Source organism: Oricola cellulosilytica (assembly GCF_019966575.1).
Taxonomy (GTDB): domain Bacteria; phylum Pseudomonadota; class Alphaproteobacteria; order Rhizobiales; family Rhizobiaceae; genus Oricola; species Oricola cellulosilytica.
Genome location: NZ_JAINFK010000001.1, coordinates 383,551 through 400,292 on the forward strand (window position 1 = coordinate 383,551; position 16,742 = coordinate 400,292).

Here is a 16,742-nt window from a genome sequence, read left to right on the forward strand (position 1 = left end):
CGGCGGACGTGCTCAAAACGGAAAGAAAAAACGGATCGCCAGCACGCTCGCCAAGCCGACGAGGATGTTCATCGGCACGCCGATCTTGACGAAATCGAGGAAGCTGTAATTGGCCGCGCCATAAACCAGCGTATTGGTCTGATAGCCGATCGGCGTGGCGAAGCTGGCGCTCGCCCCCATCATTATGGCAATCACGACCGGCCGCGGATCGATCCCGATCTCGTTGGCGAGGCTGATGGCGATCGGGGTCAGGACCACGGCGACTGCATTGTTGGTCACCGACTCGGTCAGCACAGAGGCAAGCGCGTAAACCGCCATCAGGAGAAGGATGGGTGGAAGGTCGCTGAGGAGCGGCGCAAGGCCTTCGACGATCATTGCGACGGCCCCGGCATTCTCCAGCCCCTTGCCGACAATCAGCATCGAGAAGATAAGCACAAGGATGGAGCCGTCGATGGAATCCCAAGCCTCTTCTGCATCGAGGCATTTCAGGATCAGGAGCGCCGCGACGGCGACCATTGCCAGAACGCCGAGATCCATGATGTTGAAGGCGGCAAGCGCCACAACAGCGCCGAGAGCTCCGAGCGCAATGGGCGCGCGCGAGCGGCGATAGGCGCGGCCGGTCGGGCGTGAAATGGAGACCAACGCCGCCTCCTCCGCCAGTTCGTCGAACCCTTCGGCCGGCCCTTCCAGAAGAAGCTTGTCGGCGGGCTTGAGCCGCACGTTTGCAAGATCCGGCCCCGGGATATGTCCGTGCCGGCTGGCACCAAGAATCCGCAGACCGAACCTTCTTCCCAGCGAGAGATCAGCGATCCTCTCGCCGACATTGCGCTTGGCCGGTGCGACAACCGCTTCGACCACCACATTTTCACCAGGGCGACGCCGACCCAGACCGAGACGGAGGTGCTCCTCGTCGTTCAATGTAAGGAGTTCGGACGTGCTGCCGAGAAGAATCAGGACATCGCCTTTCACCAGCTGAATTTCATCAAGTTCGCTGCGGATAATGTTGCCGTTGCGCCGCAGGCCCACAATCCGCATGTCCGCATGGCGGAAATCCGTCAATTCGCCCAACGTCTTCCCGGTATAGGGCTCAGCATCGCGGATCGAGACCTCCGAGAGAAAGCTGCTTTCCGCCATCAACTTCTCTTCCGCTCCGCTTTCACGTCTCGGCAGCAGGAGAGGTCCCAAAAACATCATCACCGCGGCGCCCGTGAGGGTTGCGACCACGCCCACCGCCGTAATTTCGAAGATCGAAAAGGCCTCGAGACCGTTCGCGCGGGCCACGCCGTCGACCAGCAGGTTCGTCGACGTGCCGATCAGGGTGCAGGAGCCGCCGAGAATGGCAGCGTAGGAGAGCGGAATAAGCAAGCGGGTTGGGGCGAGGCCAGCGGCGCCCGCGAGCCGGATCACCACAGGAATAAGAATGAGAACGACCGGCGTGTTGTTGACGAAGGCGGAGGCGAACAATGTCGCGATGAGAAACGTCGCGATCGCCGCCTTCGGCCGCGTCGATGCGTGCGTGACAACAAGCTCGGCGAGTTGCTCGAGGACGCCTGTCCGCACCAGAGCCCCGGATATGACGAACATCGCGGCGATGGTAATGGGCGCCGTGTTGGAGAACACGCCCATTACTTCCTCGGCTTCGAGGAAACCGAGGAGCACGAACGCGGCAGCACCCGCAGCCGCGCTTACCTCGGGCGGATACTTCTCCCATATGAACAAGATGAAAAGAATGCCGAGAAGCACCAGCGCGACAAGCGGTTCGTATCCGACAACCAGGTTCGACATTCACGGCCCCTAGCAGCGGTACGCAGCGCCGCCGGGCAGTCAAGCTACGAGAACCGGATTTGGTTCCAAGGGCAAAGCCGAACGATATTTGTTGTGCCCCACGCCGACCCAGTTCCTGTCCCTAGCGGCCCAGAAGAATATCCATAACCGTCTTCCCGCCGCCACGCGTCCGTTCCTGGCCGACTCCGACTTTCGGGCGCGGCGCGCCGGTCGACGCCGTGGTGGTGGAATCCGGTTTCGGCGGCGCGAGATCGCCTTCCGGCCGAGGTTCCGCGCGAGAAGATCGTGCACCGCCGACATCGAACAGAGGACGCGCGGCGACCTCGTTTTGCGGGCGGGCGGTCGGCATCGCGATGGCATCCGAATATCCGGGCAGTGGCGCCACCGGAAGACCGCGATGGGCCTCCTGCATGAAAGCCTTCCATGCCAGCGCGGGCAGCGAACCGCCGGTGATTTTGTTAGTCGGCGAGGCGTTGTCGTTGCCGAACCAGATTCCGGTGGTGAAATTGCCGGTATAGCCGATAAACCACGCGTCGCGCGAATTCTGGCTGGTGCCCGTCTTGCCCGCCGCCGGGTGCGAGAACGCCGCCGCGCGGCCGGTGCCATCCGTCAGGGTGCGCGACATCATCGCGTTCATCATCCCCGCGACCCGCGCGTCGACCACACGCCTGCCGCGGCCCGCCGGATGCTCGTAGAGCACCTTGCCGTCGAGCGACGTCACGCGGCGGATGACGAAGGGCTCCGCCGAAAAACCGCCATTGGCGAACGGCACATAGGCCGAGGTCAGTTCGATCAGCGTGACCTCGGAGGTGCCGAGCGCCAGCGACGCGTTGGCGGTCAGGTCCGACTCGATCCCCATCCGCCGCGCGGTCGCGACGACATTGGCCGCGCCGGTCTCGACGATCAGCTGGGCGGCGACCGAGTTCAGCGATTTCGCCAGCGCCGTCTCCAACGTGACCGGGCCGTAATACTTGCCGTTGTAGTTCTCCGGCGTCCATTTGCCGATCCGGACCGGCGCGTCGTTGCGGACGCTGTCGGGCGTGCGGCCCTGTTCGAGCGCGGTCTGGAACACGAACGGCTTGAAGGCGGAACCGGGCTGGCGGCGCGCCTCGGTGGCGCGGTCGAACTGGCTGTTGGCGTAATCGTAGCCGCCGACCATGGCGCGCACCGCGCCGGAATTGTCGATCGAGACCAGCGCGCCCTGCGAGACCTTGCCCTTCTCGCCATGGGCGGCGATCAGGTCGCGGATCGTCTCCTCGGCGAATTTCTGCAGCGACAGTTCGACGGTCGTCTCGACGACGAGATCGCGGCCGATCTCGCCGACCAGCAGCGGCAGTTCCTCCATCACCGCGTCGGCGACGTAATGCTCCGAGCCGGTCCAGTAGGCGGCGGCGCGGGTGGCGGGCGCGGTCAGGGCGGCGGTCATCTCGCTGTCGGAGACCATGCCCTGGTCGCGCATCGCCGCGAGCACCACCTGCGCGCGCTTTTCGGCCAGCTGCGGGTTGCGCGCCGGGGACAGCCGCGACGGGGCCTTGAGGAGACCCGCCAGCAGCGCCGCCTCGGACAGGGTGACGTCGCGCGCGCTCTTGTCGAAATAGCGCCGCGAGGCCGCCTCGACGCCGTAGGAGCCGGAGCCGAAATAGACCCGGTTCAGATACATTTCGAGGATCTGGTTCTTGGTGTATTTCCGCTCCAGCCAGAGCGCCAGAAGCACCTCCTGGACCTTGCGCCCGATGGTGCGGTCGGCGGTCAGGAACAGGTTCTTGGCAAGCTGCTGGGTGATGGTGGAGCCGCCCTGCACCAGCCGGCGATGGGCGACGTTGGTCGCCATCGCGCGGGCGAGGCCGAGCGGATCGACGCCGAAATGGGAATAAAAGCGCCGGTCCTCGATCGCCACGGCGGCCTGGGCGATATGCGGCGACATCTGGTGGAGGCCGACCGCCTCGCCGCCGGTCGCGCCGCGATTGGCGATCAGCGATCCCCCGGCCGAGACGATCTTCACATTGGGCGGGCGGTCGGGGATCTGCCATGTCGTCGCCGAGGGCAGCTGCGCGCCGTACCACAGGACGACGCCGGCGGCGGCGATGCCGCCCCAGATGCCGAGGATGAAGGTCCAGTAGACGAGGCCGCCGACAAGGCCGAAGAAGCCGCGCCGCGCTTTCGTGCGGCCGCGCGCGGTCCTCTTCTTCGGCGCGCGGGCCGGCGAGGATTTGCGCTTCGCCTTCGATCTGCGCCTCGGGGGCGCGGCGCGGTCGTCGTCGCTGACCGAGAAATCGGCGGAACGGCGGCTGGCGCGCGCCTCCTCGAAGCGCGGCTCGATACGCCTTTTCGGCTTTCTTCGGCTGGGCATCAGGTCACTTTTTCCGTCACGCGAGACTGGGGGCGGCGGGTGCACCCTAAATGCGGCGATTTAAAGCGACGTAAACGGAAGGTGAATTGGACCGTTAAGATTGATGCGGCCGCGAGAGAGGGCGAATGCAGAGTGCCGGTCCGAAAGAGGGAAGCGGAGCGCTGAGCAAGGGGCCGGTTGCGGACTGGCCGGATTCGGCGACATCGTTCGATAAGCGGCCGTCCAGCTACCGCCCCCTAGGTGGCCATCGCCAACCACCGCGCAACCCACCAGAAGCGGACGCAGTTCAAATATAGCTCGACTCCTCATTCGGGAGAACTGCAACGTATGTGATTGATTCGGATAACTTGGCAGAGCGGGAGCGTGATGGCTGTCGATTGGAAAGAGTATCAACAGGAAGCTGCTGAGTTTTTCAGGTCACTTGGAATGACTGCGGACGTTGACGTGGCATTACAGGGCGCAAGAACCACGCATGACGTGGATGTGGTGGTAAGATCCAGACACGTCGGCTTCGAAGTCCTGTGGCTTGTCGAATGCAAGCACTGGAAATCGCCCGTTTCGAAACTTCATGTGCTCGGTCTTCGCGAGATCGTCACTGATCTTGGTGCCGACAGAGGGATCCTTCTTTGCGAGGCCGGTTTTCAATCGGGGGCGGTCGAGGCCGCGAACCTAACTAACGTGCACGCTAGCTGCCTGGCGAATCTTTCGCTGGAAACAAAAAAAGACATATCGGCTATGCAACTACGCGATATTGCCGATCGCGTAGCGACTGCGAAGTCGCTCTATTGGGATTTGGACAAGAGCTATCGGATAAAGGTCGGCCTTCGAGCGGACACCTTTGAGCACGGCTACTCCGGTGATTTGATTGTTCAATATTCTGAGACAGTGCTGGGAGAGTGACGGAATCCTCAAGGGTTGGATCGGAGCGCGTATCCGCAAAGGGGCCGGTAGCAGACTGACTGCTTCTGCGTGCAATCCAACTGAAAGCGGACATTCTGTGTGCGAAGGTCCAGCCGTTCATTTGGGGCCGGCTGTAGAGGGCGGCGTTCGACGAAGACGCGTTGGGTAACAGACATTCAGGGCGCTAACGCGCCGACAACAGCATCCCGCCGGCGCGTGGCGCGGGCTCCTCTTAAGAAAATCTTACTCGACGAATTGCATAAGTGCGGATTTCGGAAATATAACGCAGCCATGGGGACAAGCTATCAATATAGACGGCAGATTCTTGCGCTTGATGACGACCAGCTGGAAGAGTTTGTCCGTCAGTGGGCATTGAAAAAAGCTGAATACGTAGAGGTCGAGCGCTTCACCGGCACCGGAGACATGGGAAGGGACGTGGTGGGGTTTTTATCGCCCCAACGGCATGAAGGCCCATGGCATAACTATCAGTGCAAACAGTATGGTCGCACACTGCCAACGGAGACCGGTATCTCCGAGCTTGGGAAAGTCTTGTACTATGCCTTCAAGGGCGAGTTCACCGCGCCGAAGAAGTTCTTTTTCGTTGCCCCTAGAGGGATCAATCGCAACCTCAAAGCGTTGATTTTCAAACCTTCGAAGTTCAAGGCAACCATGATCACTGAGTGGGAAAAATACTGCGCCCACTCTATCGTTGAAAACGAGCACATCCCGTTGGATGAGGAACTAAAAGCTTTTATTGAGGCTTGGGATTTTTCTCGAATAGCCCCGATCTCCGTCGATCTCATGCTTACCGACGCAGCTGCGATACCCGTGCTTTACCATTGGTTTGGCGCTGATCCTGGCCCGGCTCCTATCGGCGTAGCGCCTCTCGATGTTCAGGCGATCGAGTTGCCTTACATCCAGGGGCTTCTCGATGCCTACGGTGAACGTGAAGGCGCCGCGTTTGCCGACCATACTGCCGCGGCCGCGCATGCAGTTCACGGGCCTCACCTTCGCATGCAGCGCGAACGATACTTTGATGCTGACGCGTTCACCAGGTTCTATCGAGATAATACGACCACGAAGGACACCGACGATCTCAGGAACGAGATACTCCATGGCATCTATGAGACGCACGCTGCTAACCATGACGACATGCTATCGCGGATAAATGCCGTGATGATCCAGGCCGGCAACACGCAGCCAGTAGGTCCGCTCGCCAAATATGCGCGCACTCCGGTCAAGCAGGGTATTTGCCACCACTTTGTCAATGAGGGGCAATTGAAATGGAAGCTATAGACGCTGTGCGTCCGCCTCCGTTGTTCAATAGCGCGCTCGAGACCGGCGTCCGCGCTATTGTGGTCCTGAACGCTGCCTTTCCTCGTGTATTTGACCTGGCGCAACTGACTTGGTTTGATCACCTTGTTGTGCACACAGCCGACGTTGGCGGACCCAAGAGTTTGCACCCTGACTTGCCTCAGCGCACCGGAGAGTTACTCGTGCGCCGACGTGTGGTCGAAGAGGGTGTTCAGTTGATGCGTCGCTTGCACATGATCAACGCCATTGCCGACGTCAACGGGATTGCCTACCAAGCATCGGAGCACGCATCCGCGCTCGTCGAGACGATGCAAACCCCTTACGCTCTGGAACTCAAGTCGAGGGCGGAATGGTTGGCCCAGAAGCTAGATGAGCTTTCGGGCGACCAACTGGCTGACCTGATATCGGAGAAGATTGGGCGCTGGGCAGTTGAATTCCAAGGCGAAACCGGGCCGGAAAGCTCCGCGTTATGACGGTGTCTCAGCATCCAATCGCCCTTAGAGGACTTTCGTTCACTGGGCCTGACTGCCCCCTCGCCGAGGTCGATTTTGACATTGGCCTGAATCTGCTTTTCGGCGCGTCTAACACCGGTAAATCCTTCATGGTGAAGGTGCTCGACTTCATGCTGGGAAGTTCGCGACCCTTGCCCGAGATTAGTGAGCGCGATGGCTATGACCGTGCATGGCTCGCGCTAACCCTACCCAGCCAAGGCGATGTGACTCTAATGCGATCGCTGGCTGGCGGCGCATTTGAGCTCCATTCGGGACATGTCTCGGCCGTGGAGCGTGGAAAGAATGTTCGCACGCTTTCGGCGCGTCACGACCGTTCGAATGACGACAATCTGTCCCAGCTCCTCCTGAACGAACTGGGGTTCGGCAGCAAGTCCATTGCAGTGGATGCCAATGGTAAGCAGCGGAGCCTCAGTTTCCGCGACATCGTTCGTTTTTGCCTCGTTGATGAGACGATCATTCAAAGTGAGACATCGCCCGTCGAGGCTGGCCAGTATACAACGGTGACGGCCGAGCGGAGTGTCTTCAAACTGATGCTCACAGGCGTCGATGACAGTGCCGTGGTGCCGATGGTCAACAAGACTGTTTTTCGGACGCAGACCAATGCCAAGTTGGAGATTCTCGACGAGATGATCGCCAACATCGACGAGAATCTCACAGCAGACTACCCCGATGCTAACGGCTTGGCGGACCAGTATGAAAAGCTTACCGGTACTTTTACTGCGGCACAGGAGGAAGCTCAGCTCTCTCAGGATCACATACGCGCGCAACTTGACCGCAAGCGGGATGCTGCCAGCAAGCTGGCCGGAATTCAGCAGCGGCTTACCGAAGTCGCTATGAATCTGGTGCGCTTTGCGCAGCTGGACGAGGTTTATTCGTCGGACGTGCAGCGGCTCGAGACCGTCGAAGAGGCCGGGTTCCTTCTGTTGTTGGGGAGCGATAAAGACTGCCCGCTCTGCGGCGCCGCCCCTGATGCCCAAAGCCATGACCACGGCCTAACTGACATCGAAGAAATTCGCGCCGCTTCTGCCGTCGAAATTGAGAAGATCGTCAGGCACCGAGCCTCTCTCATGGAGACTGTCAACGCGTTGACCCTCGAGCGCGAAACATTGAGATCGGATCTCGCCACGCAAAGCACCGAGTTGGACAAGGCCGACGAAGAAATTCGTCGGCTGTCGCCGGAGGCTAGAGAAAAGCAGCAGTTATTGGCAGAGCTCACTTCAGTTCGGGACCATGTCAAACACGGCCTGGACCTATTGTCACAGAAGCAGGCTTTGGTGGATAGGCGAGCTGAGATGGCTAACGTAAAACCGGCATCCAATTCGGATAAGCCGCGTCTCGGGGTTTCCAGCACGGTGGCGCACGACTTCGCCCAAACCGTTAGTGACGTGTTGCGGGAGTGGCAATTCCCTGGAAAGCGCCACGTTACCTTCGATGAGGTTACGTATGATCTGCGGATCGATGGCAAACACAGGCGGGACAATGGCAAGGGTGTGCGGGCAGTCACTCACGCGGCGTTCAAGGTCGCATTGCTCATTTTCTGCCGGGAACGAGGCTTGCCGCACCCGGGTTTCCTAGTCCTGGATACGCCGCTACTGACATATCGCGACCCAATTCGGTCCAAGGAAGGGCCATTGGCGGCAGATGAGCAAGAACTTCGAAACACATCGCTTCGAGATTTTTTCTTCGAACACTTGGCGAGCCTCTCGTTCGCCGAGTTCATAATTGTCGAAAACATCGATCCCCCGTTAGGCATTGAAGAGCTCGGTCATACACAAGTCTTTACCTCCGATCCAAATTCTGGCCGATTTGGCCTCTTCCCGTCTCGCGCCGGCGGGTGAATGGCAGCAAAGCCATGGTCGGCCTTTAGGGAGCAGCTCAGTTGGCTTTATTGGCCGGAATGAGGGCGCAAAGCGGTCAGACGTAGAGCGCGCGAATGGCACGAGGCCGAAAGCGCCGGTCAACGCCCAGCGGCACCCCGCCGCCTTCCCGCCCCGCGCGCGGGCGCTAGGCCGCAAGGGCGTCGAGGGGAAGCGCGATCCTGCGCACGAGGCCGTCGTCGCGGTAGTCCGTCTCGATCGATCCGCCCAACTGGCGCTCGATGCTCAGGCTGATCAGCTTGGAGCCGAAGCCGGCCCTCATGCCGGTCGGGTCGGGCGCAGGGCCCTTGGTCTCGCGCCAATCGAGGGTCAATTTGTCGCCGGCGACCTCCCAGGCGATGCCCAGATGACCCTGGTTGTCTGACAGCGCCCCGTATTTCGCGGCGTTGGTGGCAAGCTCGTGCAGGGCGAGCGCCAGCGCGGTCGTCGCCTTCGATCCGAGGGCGACGGCGGGGCCTTCCCACGTCACCTGCCCGAGATGCGCGTGGTAATGCGGCTCGAGAATCGTCGAAAGGAGCCTCTGAAACGGGATCGAAGGACCCGAGCCCGCGCCGAGGGCCACGGGAATGATCAGCTCGTGCGCCTGCACCAACGCCTTGATGCGCAATTCCACCGCCGTGGCGAATTCATCGACGGAATCCTTCTGCCGCCGGCTCTGCCGGATGATGCTGGAGACATTGGCAAAGAGGTTCTTGATGCGGTGGCTGAGCTCGTCGAGCACGAGCTGGCGCTCGGCTGCGGCATGGCGAAGGGCAAGCTCGGCCTCGAGAACATGCGACAGGTCCTGCAGGGACTGAAGCTCGTCCTTCGTCCATTCGCGGGGCGAGCTATCGATCGCGCAGAAGGCGCCGAGCGTCTGCCCGTCCGGCGCATGCACCGGGACGCCGAGATAGGCGACGACGCCGAGATCGGGAATCGCCAGATTGTCCTTCAGAAGCGGATGGTCGCGCGCGTCGCTCACACCGAGCGGCCGGTCGGCGCTGACGACATACTGGCAGAAGGAATGGGTGAGCGGGGTTTCGCGCGGGCTCTCCAGACCGATCTGCGCCTTGAAGAACTGACGCTCACCATCGACCAGCGACACCAGCCCGACCGGCGTGCCGGTGATGCGCGTCGCCAGCCGGACGGCGCGGTCGAAGGCCTCCTCGGGAAGGCTGTCCATCAGGCCGGTGGCCTTGAGGGCGGCGAGGCGTTCGGGGTCGTTCAGCCTCGTCTCGTGGCCGTCCGGTTGGGTCTCCGAAAATTTCATATGCAGCGTCACCCTCTCACCGCCCTCCGCTGTCTTCCGCGAAGGACGATCCAAGCGGCCATCCCCGAGACCGCCGGGCGCGTTTTCATGGTCACTGAACAACTTACCCTGCCCAAAGTCAAAACCCGACAACCGTGTCGGGGCCCGGCGTGAGGGATTATTCCGCATGGGTCAATAGCAGTATCTTGCAGCAGGGCGTCTCAGGCCGCGCCGCCGATCAGCGGACACAGCGCCTCGGCCAGACGTTCCGGAGGAGTCGGCTTGATGAACACCGGCGAATCCGGATAGCGGCCCCGAAGATCCTTCGGAAGCGCGACACCGGTGCAGAAGACCACCGGTATGCCGGCCGCCAGGAGTTTCTCGGCCAGGGGCGTCACCTCGCCATCGAGCAGGTTCACATCGAGGATAGCGCCGTCGGGACTGTGTTCGGCCGCAGCCGTCAAGGCCTCGCCGATCCGCGCGAACGGACCGATCACCTCTGCGTCGCAGGCCTCAAGCTCGGCCGCCAGATCCATGGCCACCAGCATGTTGTCTTCAGCGACAAGGATCCTGGCTCCGCGCATACAAGGACTCATGTCTCGTTTACTCCGTAACCGGTGCATAGGGATTGGGTGCGGCGGCACCGAGGGTGGCGCGTATCCGCACCTCGATGCCTTCCGGCGGGAAGCGGATTTCAGTCGACCCATCCAGTTGCCGGCCGAGCAGGCGCTCCAAGAGAACCGATCCGAAGCCGCTCCTCGCCGGGGTCTCGACCGGCGGGCCGCCGCGCTCCACCCAGTCGATGAGGATCTTGCGGCCGTCCCCGCAGTCCTCAACGCTCCACGTGACGCTGACCCGGCCGGCATCATTGGAGAGCGCGCCGTATTTGACGGCATTGGTCGTGAGCTCGTGCACGGCCATGGACAGCGCCACCGCGGCGTCGTTGGGCAGCGCGACCGCCGGTCCCTCAAGCGCCACGCGGCTGCCGTCGTCATAGGGGCCAAGCTCGTTGAGGAAGATGTCACGCAGGCGCGTGCCGGCGCGCGTGCCTTCGGTCAGCAGGGTGTGGCTGCGCGCAAGCGCTGCTATGCGGCCGGTCAGGCCCCTGCTGAACGCTTCCATCGTCGGCGAGTTCCGCAGCGTGAAGCCGACGATCGACTGGACGGTCGCGAGATTGTTCTTCACCCGGTGGTGGAGTTCCTGCACCAGCAGGTTGCGTCGTTCCTCGGCTTCCTTGCGTTCGTCGATGTCGATCACCGAGCCGATGTAACCGAGAAAGTCGCCGTTCGGGCCGAAACGCGGGGCCGCCGCGTCCATCACCCACCGGTAGACGCCGTCCGCCCGCTGCAGGCGGTATTCGCTTTGAAAGGCCTCACGACGCTGGTCCGCGGCAAGGAAGACCCGCTTGGCTTCCTCCCGGTCCTCGGGATGAATCGTCTCAAGCCACCCCAGGCCGAGCGCATCCTCCAGCGACTGGCCGGTAAAGTCGCAGAAGAGCCTGTTCACATACGTGCAGCAGCCATCCGCGCCGGTTACCCACAGCATCACCGGGGCGTTATCGGCCATGTTGCGGAACCGTTCCTCGCTTTCCCTGAGCGCATTCTCGCGCGCCTTTTCCTCGGCAATGCCGCGGACCTCGATGATCGTTCCGACCGGCGCTCCGCTGTCGTCCCTGATCGGGCTCGCGGTGAAGGCGACCGGGTAAAAGCTTCCGTCCTTGTGAACGAACACCTCCTCGCCCTGCATCCGGTTTCGCTCCGGGAAGGCCCGGTCGATCGGGCATTCCTCCAACGGATAGGGACGACCGTCCGGCCGGGTATGGTGGACGACATCGTGCAGGGCACGCCCCCGTGTCTCCTCGAGCGTATAACCGGTCAGACGCTCGGCGGCCGCATTCATGTAGGTGCATTGCTGCCGCTCGTTCATCAGGAAGATGGCAACGGTCGCATTGTCGAGGACAGCGTTCAGCCGGCGCTGGACCTCCTGAAACCCTTCCGGGTCCGTGTCCTGACGCCTTCCGCCGCAATCCTGCGTCCGCTTGTCCATTTCTCTCCGGTTTCCCTGTGCAACGCATCAGAACGCTCAACAGCCGAAGAGCCCCTTTAGTTCCCCGAAGGAGACGGGTCCGGACCAGCCGGGTTGGGCGAAACTGCCCGGAAAACCGGGATATTCAGATAAAAGAACGACGTCAGGGAACCTTCCAGCGCTGGAACCCCGTTGCACTCCCCGTATTCACGTTCTGAAGGGAGACGTTGCCATGTCGTATTGGCGTTTTTTCGCGATGATCCTCACCTCCACGGTGGTGATGTTCGGGCTGATGTATCTGAACACCTACCTTTTCAGCCACCTGTTCTGGTCGGAGACCAGGAGCTACATGGCGCTGCTGATGGGCGCGGCGATGGCGATCATCATGCTCGCCTACATGCTGTCGATGTACTCCAACAAGACGCTCAACATGGCGATCTTCGGCGGCGCGGCGGTGGTCTTCCTCGTGGCGCTGTGGCTGGTCCGCAGCCAGATCACGGTCGGCGACACCAGCTACATGCGCGCCATGATCCCGCACCACTCGATCGCGATCATGACCTCGAGCCGCGCCAATATCTCCGATCCGCGCGCGCGCAAGCTCGCCGACGAGATCATCTATGCGCAGGACAAGGAAATCGCCGAGATGCGGTACCTGATCAACGATATCGAGGCTTCCGGCGACGCAACCGAACAGGGCAGCGACGCGCCGGCGCAGATCGTCAGCCTCGAGGAAGCGCTGTCGACGGCTGAGGTCGCCATTCTCGATCCGGAATTCATGAAGGACGACGAGATCGCCCAGCTGTTCCCGAACGGCGCGGCCTGCACCTTCACCTATACGCCCGACAGCCCGCCGGTTCTGGCCATCGGCCCGCAGGAAGGCGGCGGCGCAGCGGCGCTCGTCAAGATCAGCGGCGATCTGGTGCAGCTCGATGCGGCAACGGGCGAGGCGTCGGAGCCGGCGCTCCAGGCCGAGGGCATCTCGGTGCGCGTCGCGGCCGCCGAGGAAGGCGACAGTCTGGACGCGACCGCAGCGGAGCCGGCGGAGGCCAATCTGGTGCTGGAGCTCGATGCGGGCCTGCGCGCCGGCTTCCGCGGCTTCTACCGCTGCGCCGGATAACGAAGAACCCGAGGAGATCCAGCAATGCCGCAGACCGCCCAGAAAGACGCCAAGCTCTACCGGATGGTTACGGACGACCATGTCTGTCCCTACGGCCTGAAGGCAAAGGACCTGCTCGAGCGGGAGGGCTTTGCGGTCGACGATCACAAGCTGCGGAGCCGCGAAGAGACCGACGCGTTCATGGCAGACCACAATGTGGAAACCACGCCGCAGGTGTTCATCGACGGCAAGCGGATCGGCGGTTACGAAGCATTGCGAGAACATCTCGGCCACGAGGTGAGTGACGAGGAGGAAACCTCCTACCGTCCGGTCATCGCGATCTTCTCGGTCGCCCTGCTGATGGCGCTCGGCCTCAGCTGGACGTTCTCCGGCTCCATCCTGACGCTGCGCGCCTTCGAGTGGTTCATCGCCATCTCGATGTGTCTGCTGGCAGTGCAGAAATTGCAGGACATCGAGAGCTTCTCGACCATGTTCCTGAACTACGACCTGCTGGCCCAGCGCTGGGTGCGGTACGGCTATGTCTACCCGTTCGGCGAAGCGCTGGCGGGAATCCTGATGGTTGCCGGCGCGCTGATCTGGATCGCCTCGCCCGTGGCGCTGTTTATCGGCACAATCGGCGCGATATCGGTGTTCAAGGCGGTCTATATCGACAAGCGCGAACTGAAATGCGCCTGCGTCGGCGGCAGCAGCAAGGTGCCGCTCGGCTTCGTGTCGCTGACCGAAAACCTGATGATGGTATTCATGGGCATATGGATGGCGGTCAGATGGGGCGCGGGCCTATGACCTATGGGCGGCGCCGGGTCATGATCACCGCGTCCTCGCCATCGGCATAATTGTTGGCCCGGATGCCCGACCTGTCGAAACCGTGACGCTTGTAGAAGCGGATAGCCGCTCTATTGGTCGGCCGGACGAAAAGGCGGACCGTCCTGCGGCGGGCGAGCGTCATCGCCTCGGCGAGAAGCGCTTCACCGATGCCGCCGCCGCGCAGGGAAGTTTTCACCGCGATGTAATCAAGCGCGGTCCACGGGCGAAAGGGGCGGTTGTTGAGGACGGCATAGCCGACCACAACGCCGCCGCGCTCGGCAGCGATGACATCGGTGCGGCCGCCGATAAGGAAAGCCTCGAAACCCTCGCGGGTCAGGCAATGGGGGTCCTCGCCGAACGCCTCGCGCTGGAGCGAAAGCAGCACATCGACGTCGCTGTCGCACGCCGTGCGTAAGGTCATTTCTGCCCGATCCGTGCGCCGTCTTTCAAATGCAGCCATACCGCCGCCTCTTCAGAGTCCGCGAAATCTAGGCGGACAACGTTTCCAGTCTCTAAAGAGCCCTGCACAGACGCTGCCTTTCCCGCCACCTCATTTTGACATGCATCAAGGCTTTCCGGGACCACATCGTATCCTCTGAAGCTCCTTTGAAAGGAGCCAGACGATGTTTCGCACAAGCCGAACAATGGCGGCGCTGGCCGCCGCACTGGTCTTCGCGCTCGCGCCGGGCGGCGTTTTCGCCGACGCGGGCCATGGCAAGGCGAGCGAAGAGGACGATCACGGCGATGCCCGGATGATCGAGACGATGCGCGATGCCCACCGCGATCACGAACACGGTCACGACTTCGAGGCGATGGAAGAGATGTCGCCCGAACAGGCAACGCGGATGATCAACCTGATGCGCGAGGTCGGACTGGCTCTTCCGCCGATGAACGCGGGCCGCGGGCGTGCGCTGTTCGTCGACAAGGGATGTGTCGTCTGCCATTCGGTCAACGGCGTCGGCGTGGATATCGGCCCTTCCCTCAATGCCGCTGACATGCCGTCGCCGATGAATGCCTTCGAATTCGCAGCACGCATGTGGCGGGGCGCGCCTGCCATGACGGCGATGCAGGAAGCTGAATTCGGGAACGTGATCGACCTGTCCGGCCAGGAACTGGCCGATCTCATCGCATTCGCCCACGACGCCGAGGAGCAGAAAAAACTGACGGCCGAACAGGTGCCGGAGCGGTTCCGCGACCGACTGGAAGAGTAGCGCGAAAGGTCTACCCGGCCAGCGCTGCCATGATGCGTGCCCAGGACCGCTGACCCTTGTGGAAGCTCTTCAGCGCGTATTTCTCGTTCGGCGAATGAATCCGGTCGTCCGAGAGACCGAAACCGACGAGCACGGAATCCATACCGAGCAGCGACTGGAAATCGCCCACGATCGGGATCGAACCGCCCATGCCGATCAGCGCGGCCGGTTTCGGCCATTCATCGGAAAGCGCGTCCTTCGCCTTCTGGATGACCGGTGAATCGTAGGGCAGCCGGATGCCGGGCGAGCCGCCATGCTCTTCGAACGAAACGGAACAGTCGGCCGGAATGCGCGCCCGGACGAAATCGCGGAACGCAGCCCGTATCGTTTCGGGATCCTGGTCTCCGACCAGCCGGAACGACACCTTGGCCGAGGCCTCGGCGGCAATCACCGTCTTGAAGCCCTCTCCGGTGTAACCGCCGGTGATGCCGTTGACCTCTGCCGTCGGGCGGGCCCATGTCAGTTCGAGCACGCTGCGCCCCTGCTCGCCCGCGGGCAGCGACAGGCCGATGGCGCCGAGAAAATCCTCGTTCGAGGCGCCGAGGCTCTCCCATTGCCGCAAAATCTCGTCCGGCGTTTCCTCCACCCCCTCATAGAAGCCGGGGATGGTAACGCGGCCGGTCTCGTCGTGGAGATCGGCCAGGACCTTCGCGAGAATATGGATGGGGTTCGCCGCAGCGCCGCCGAAGTAGCCCGAATGCAGGTCTCGATCGGCTGCCCGAACGGTGATTTCCTCGCCAACGAGCCCCCGCAATCCGGTGGAAATGGCGGGCGTCTCGGCGTCCCACATCGAGGTGTCGCAGACCAGCGCGAAATCCGCCTTCAGCTCGCCGGCGTTGGCCTGGAGGAACGGCTTGAGCGACGGCGAACCGGATTCTTCCTCGCCCTCGAAAAGGATGGTGACGCGGCAGGGCAGCGAGCCGTGGACCGATTTCCATGCGCGGCACGCCTCGACGAAGGTCAGGAGCTGGCCCTTGTCGTCGGCGGTTCCGCGACCGGTGATGATCTTCGAGCCGTCGGCGGCATTCCTGATGGTTGGCTCGAACGGGTCGGTGTCCCACAATTCGAGCGGATCGACCGGCTGCACGTCGTAGTGGCCGTAGAACAGCACATGCGGCGCATCGGCGCTCCCGCCCTCATGGTGGGCGACGACCATGGGATGGCCGGCGGTGTCGCGAACGGAAGCGTCGAAGCCGATCGAGGCAAGTTCGGCGGAAAGCCATTCGGCCGCCTGCCGGCACTGGGCGGAATAGGCCGGGTCGGTCGAGATCGACGGAATGCGCACCAGCTCGAACATGCGCTTGAGGCTTGCCGCAAGATCGTCGTCGATCCGCGAAAGAACGGGTTCCAGTTGCGCGGCCGCGCCAGCATGGTTCATGTCGGGTGAAATCTCCGTGGGATCACGTACGCGATCCATGCGCAAAGGGCGAGGAGATGTAAACCCGAAACTTCAAGGTATCCAGGGATCCTGAAACGCCAAAGCCACCGCCTGTTCTCACAGGCGGTGGCTCAGCGAAAAGGTCCAAAGAGTGGCAGCCCGGAGAGGGGGATTAGGCTGCCACCTGTCCGGATCGGCGGGG

14 protein-coding genes are annotated in these 16,742 nt (G+C 62.3%); 7 read left to right on the forward strand and 7 right to left on the reverse strand.

Annotation, left to right across the window (positions count from 1 at the left end):
- Positions 1-12 precede the first annotated feature (12 nt).
- Together LC298_RS01795 and LC298_RS01800 are read right to left on the reverse strand one after the other, a co-directional pair.
- Positions 13-1,785 (reverse strand): SLC13 family permease, encoded by a 1,773-nt coding sequence (locus LC298_RS01795; protein ID WP_131565204.1) that lies wholly within the window; start codon positions 1,783-1,785, stop codon positions 13-15.
- A gap of 121 nt (positions 1,786-1,906) precedes the next feature.
- Complete coding sequence (locus LC298_RS01800) at positions 1,907-4,135, reverse strand: transglycosylase domain-containing protein (protein WP_131565202.1); 2,229 nt, start codon at positions 4,133-4,135, stop codon at positions 1,907-1,909.
- A gap of 366 nt (positions 4,136-4,501) precedes the next feature.
- Between LC298_RS01800 and LC298_RS01805 the strand changes: the two genes are divergently transcribed.
- From LC298_RS01805 to LC298_RS01820, 4 genes are all read left to right on the forward strand, one after another.
- Positions 4,502-5,035: a restriction endonuclease gene (locus LC298_RS01805; RefSeq protein ID WP_131565200.1), complete on the forward strand. Its 534-nt coding sequence runs from the start codon at positions 4,502-4,504 to the stop codon at positions 5,033-5,035.
- Between the two features lie 291 nt (positions 5,036-5,326).
- The gene (locus LC298_RS01810; protein ID WP_131565198.1) at positions 5,327-6,331 is read left to right on the forward strand and encodes an ABC-three component system protein; all 1,005 of its coding nucleotides are present in this window, start codon (positions 5,327-5,329) and stop codon (positions 6,329-6,331) included.
- Positions 6,319-6,822, forward strand: coding sequence for an ABC-three component system middle component 2 (locus LC298_RS01815; RefSeq protein ID WP_131565196.1), 504 nt, complete (start codon positions 6,319-6,321; stop codon positions 6,820-6,822). The genes LC298_RS01810 and LC298_RS01815 overlap by 13 nt, the downstream gene beginning before the upstream one ends.
- Positions 6,819-8,699, forward strand: a complete 1,881-nt coding sequence (locus LC298_RS01820) for a coiled-coil domain-containing protein (RefSeq protein ID WP_131565195.1) — start codon at positions 6,819-6,821, stop codon at positions 8,697-8,699. The genes LC298_RS01815 and LC298_RS01820 overlap by 4 nt, the downstream gene beginning before the upstream one ends.
- A 166-nt stretch (positions 8,700-8,865) precedes the next feature.
- Here LC298_RS01820 and LC298_RS01825 read toward each other — a convergent pair whose 3' ends face one another.
- From LC298_RS01825 to LC298_RS01835, 3 genes are all read right to left on the reverse strand, one after another.
- On the reverse strand, positions 8,866-9,987 hold the full coding sequence (locus LC298_RS01825) for an HWE histidine kinase domain-containing protein (protein ID WP_158284677.1): 1,122 nt from the start codon (positions 9,985-9,987) through the stop codon (positions 8,866-8,868).
- Positions 9,988-10,187: 200 nt separating this feature from the next.
- The gene (locus LC298_RS01830; RefSeq protein ID WP_131565191.1) at positions 10,188-10,550 is read right to left on the reverse strand and encodes a response regulator; all 363 of its coding nucleotides are present in this window, start codon (positions 10,548-10,550) and stop codon (positions 10,188-10,190) included.
- Between the two features lie 19 nt (positions 10,551-10,569).
- Positions 10,570-12,012 carry a sensor histidine kinase gene (locus LC298_RS01835; RefSeq protein WP_131565190.1) on the reverse strand — a complete coding sequence of 481 codons (1,443 nt, stop codon included), beginning with the start codon at positions 12,010-12,012 and terminating at the stop codon, positions 10,570-10,572.
- Positions 12,013-12,223: 211 nt separating this feature from the next.
- Here LC298_RS01835 and LC298_RS01840 point away from each other — a divergent pair, with 211 nt between their 5' ends.
- Positions 12,224-13,108: a DUF305 domain-containing protein gene (locus LC298_RS01840; RefSeq protein ID WP_131565188.1), complete on the forward strand. Its 885-nt coding sequence runs from the start codon at positions 12,224-12,226 to the stop codon at positions 13,106-13,108.
- Positions 13,109-13,132: 24 nt separating this feature from the next.
- Positions 13,133-13,891, forward strand: a complete 759-nt coding sequence (locus tag LC298_RS01845) for a MauE/DoxX family redox-associated membrane protein (protein WP_131565186.1) — start codon at positions 13,133-13,135, stop codon at positions 13,889-13,891.
- A 1-nt stretch (position 13,892) separates the two neighbouring features.
- On the opposite strand, the gene LC298_RS01850 is transcribed toward LC298_RS01845, so the two are convergent.
- Positions 13,893-14,333, reverse strand: a complete 441-nt coding sequence (locus tag LC298_RS01850; RefSeq protein ID WP_158284676.1) for a GNAT family N-acetyltransferase — start codon at positions 14,331-14,333, stop codon at positions 13,893-13,895.
- 202 nt (positions 14,334-14,535) lie between these two features.
- On the opposite strand from LC298_RS01850, the gene LC298_RS01855 reads away from it, so the two are divergent.
- Entirely contained in the window at positions 14,536-15,123 is a 588-nt protein-coding gene (locus LC298_RS01855; RefSeq protein WP_223385495.1) for a c-type cytochrome, read from the forward strand.
- A gap of 10 nt (positions 15,124-15,133) precedes the next feature.
- Here the strand turns inward: LC298_RS01855 and LC298_RS01860 are convergent, their stop codons facing one another.
- Positions 15,134-16,540: a dipeptidase gene (locus LC298_RS01860; RefSeq protein WP_131565182.1), complete on the reverse strand. Its 1,407-nt coding sequence runs from the start codon at positions 16,538-16,540 to the stop codon at positions 15,134-15,136.
- Positions 16,541-16,742: the final 202 nt, after the last annotated feature.